The organism is Paenibacillus sp. AR247, assembly GCF_002968895.1.
In the GTDB taxonomy this organism is placed as follows: Bacteria; Bacillota; Bacilli; order Paenibacillales; family Paenibacillaceae; genus Paenibacillus_AQ; species Paenibacillus_AQ favisporus.
The window spans coordinates 263152-266160 of sequence record NZ_PCZT01000012.1; the positions used below are offsets into that span (position 1 = coordinate 263152).

4 protein-coding genes are annotated in these 3009 nt (G+C 56.0%); all 4 read left to right on the forward strand.

Going from position 1 to position 3009, the window contains the following annotated elements:
- Positions 1 to 94, forward strand: a 94-nt coding sequence (locus CPT76_RS40330; protein ID WP_258168759.1) for a hypothetical protein, incomplete at its 5' end; no start/stop codon positions are given.
- Between the two features lie 48 nt (positions 95 to 142).
- On the forward strand, positions 143 to 1240 hold the full coding sequence (gene spoVE / locus CPT76_RS22565; RefSeq protein WP_089548187.1) for a stage V sporulation protein E: 1098 nt from the start codon (positions 143 to 145) through the stop codon (positions 1238 to 1240).
- Positions 1241 to 1245: 5 nt separating this feature from the next.
- Positions 1246 to 2355, forward strand: a complete 1110-nt coding sequence (murG, locus tag CPT76_RS22570) for an undecaprenyldiphospho-muramoylpentapeptide beta-N-acetylglucosaminyltransferase (RefSeq protein ID WP_105444531.1) — start codon at positions 1246 to 1248, stop codon at positions 2353 to 2355.
- 159 nt (positions 2356 to 2514) lie between these two features.
- Positions 2515 to 3009 (forward strand): glycosyltransferase (locus tag CPT76_RS22575; protein WP_146116402.1); only part of this gene is annotated, 495 nt, incomplete at its 3' end.

Sequence of the window (3009 nt, forward strand, 5' to 3'; positions counted from 1 at the left end):
CGTTTTGCTCTCGCCGGCCTGCGCGAGCTGGGACATGTTTACCTCATATGAGGAGCGCGGACGCATTTTTAAAGAGGCGGTGCATAATCTTTAAGTAGGGGGGTGGATAAGCCCCTACTTCCTGGCAAAAGGTGGCCTCCTCATGAACAAGACACGACCGGCGCCGGATCTGTGGCTCCTTCTTTGTATTTTGGGCCTGCTGACGATCGGCATGATCATGGTATACAGTGCAGGCTCCGTACTGGGCTTTCACGATTACGGCGACTCATTCTATTTCGTCAAGCGACAGATGCTGTTTGCCGGACTCGGACTGGTCGCGATGTTTTTTACCGCAAATTTGGACTACCATGTATGGAAAAAATACGCCAAGGCGGGACTGATCATCTGCTTCGGGCTGCTCGTCATCGTCCTGATTCCGGGCATCGGCGTTGTGCGCGGGGGTGCACGGAGCTGGCTCGGGATCAGCTCCTTCGGCATTCAGCCCTCCGAATTTATGAAGCTCGGGATGATTCTGTTCCTGTCCAAGTGGCTGAGCAGCGAGAACTTCAACATTACGGCGTTTGGCAAAGGCCTGCTCCCGCCTCTCGGTCTGATTGGACTGGCCTTCGGGCTGATCATGATGCAGCCGGATTTGGGAACCGGTACGGTGATGCTGGGTGCGTCGATGATGATCGTTTTTACGGCAGGGGCCAAGCTGAGCCATCTGGGCTTTCTCGGACTCGGCGGGGTAGCCGGCTTTGCGGGGCTGATCATTGCCGCGCCCTACCGGCTGAAGCGTATTACCGCTTTTCTTGACCCATGGTCGGATCCGCTCGGCGCCGGTTACCAGATCATCCAGTCGCTGTATGCGATCGGCCCCGGCGGACTCGGGGGGCTCGGACTCGGAATGAGCCGGCAGAAATACAGCTACGTGCCGGAGCCCCAGACCGACTTTATTTTCTCCATCCTGGCGGAGGAGCTCGGATTTATCGGTGGTCTGATCGTGCTGCTGCTGTTCCTCGTGCTCGTATGGCGGGGTATGCGGGTGGCCATGACGATCCCCGACCGGTTCGGAAGCCTGCTGGCCGTCGGCATTATCGGCATGGTTGCCGTCCAGGTCGTCATTAACATCGGCGTGGTCATCGGCATGATGCCGGTCACCGGAATTACGCTCCCACTGATCAGTTACGGAGGCTCATCGTTAACTCTGATGCTGACCGCGCTCGGCATTTTACTTAATCTATCACGTTATGCGAGGTGAATACATTGCGCGTCGTATTATCCGGCGGCGGCACGGGAGGACATATTTACCCGGCCGTCGCTGTCGCGAGACAATGTGAGGCGGAAGATCCTGATTCCGAATTTTTATATATTGGCGGTACCCGGGGGCTGGAGAGCAAGCTCGTCCCCCAAGAAAATCTCCCTTTCGAAGCCATCGACATTACGGGGTTTCGCCGTAAGCTATCGATGGACAATGTGAAAACGGTTATGCGTTTTCTAAAGGGAGTCCAAACATCCAAGAAGCTGCTGAAGGAATTTAAGCCGGACGTTGTCATCGGCACCGGCGGCTATGTCTGCGGTCCCGTGGTGTACGCGGCTGCGAAGCTCGGCATTCCAAGCATCATTCATGAACAGAACGCCATCCCCGGGCTGACGAATCAGTTTCTGAGCCGGTACGTCAGCACGGTCGCCGTAAGCTTTGAAGGTTCCGAAGGCGCCTTTCCCAAAGCCAAACGGGTGATTTACACCGGGAATCCGCGAGCGACGACGGTTCAGACGGCGAACCGGGAAAGAGGTTTTGCCACACTGGGCATTCCGATGAACAGCTCCGTCGTTCTGATTGTGGGCGGCAGCAGAGGTGCCAAGGCGATTAACGACGCCATGATCGAAATGGCGCCGCGGCTTGAGAAGCTGAAGCATATCCATTTCGTTTATGTGACCGGAGAAACTTATTTTGACCAAACGCGTGAGGATATCAGGAGCCGGCTTGGAAGCCTTCCTAATCATCTTCACGTTTTGCCGTATATTCATAACATGCCGGAAGTGCTTGCGGCGACATCCCTGATCGTCAACCGTGCGGGGGCTTCATTCCTGGCGGAGATCACATCGCTCGGGATTCCATCCGTTCTCATTCCTTCCCCGAATGTGACCAACAACCATCAAGTGGCCAACGCAAGACAGCTGGAGAAAGCCGGCGCGGCCAAAGTCATCCTGGAGAAAGAACTGACGGGCAAGCGGCTCTATGAGTCCATTGAAGATATCATGATGAATTACAATCTGCAGCAGGAAATGTCCGCAAGCTCCCGGAGCTTGGGCAAACCGGATTCGGCCAAGGTGATCGTTGAAGAAATGCGCCGCTTGTCGCGGGGCCGCTGAAAGCCGTGGGCGATTGTCACACACGCGGTATGTACTACATAAGATACTCTATAATCGTGACAATCACCCATGGAATACCGGCACGATTCTACGATCGGCCGCAGTATACCGGTCCATACCGCTTCTTTCCCGCTTAACGATAAAGGAGGATGCTTTGCGATGCAGCAGTGGAAGTCCCTACTGTCCGAAGCACATGTCGGAACGATTCGCTGGAATGAACCTCTAGAGAGCTATACCACCTGGAAAATCGGCGGTCCTGCCGACGCGCTTGTCATCCCGGGCAGCGTGGAGCAGCTGGTAAGCCTGATTTCCCTGCTGCATGCGAATCAAATCCCCTGGCTGCAGATCGGCCGCGGCTCCAACCTGCTCGTTGCCGACAAAGGCTTTCGCGGCGTCGTGATTAAACTGGGCGGGGAGCTCGATCATGCCCATTTTCAGGGAAACCGGGTTACCGCCGGAGGAGGCTTCTCCCTCGTAAAGCTTAGTGTCCTGGCCCTGAAGGAATTTAAGCCGGACGTTGTCATCGGCACCGGCGGCTATGTCTGCGGTCCCGTGGTGTACGCGGCTGCGAAGCTCGGCATTCCAAGCATCATTCATGAACAGAACGCCATCCCCGGGCTGACGAATCAGTTTCTGAGCCGGTACGTCAGCACG

Excerpts from the sequence above, each read along its gene's own strand:
- spoVE (WP_089548187.1), top strand. The coding sequence starts at position 143 with ATGAACAAGACACGACCGGCGCCGGATCTGTGGCTCCTTCTTTGTATT.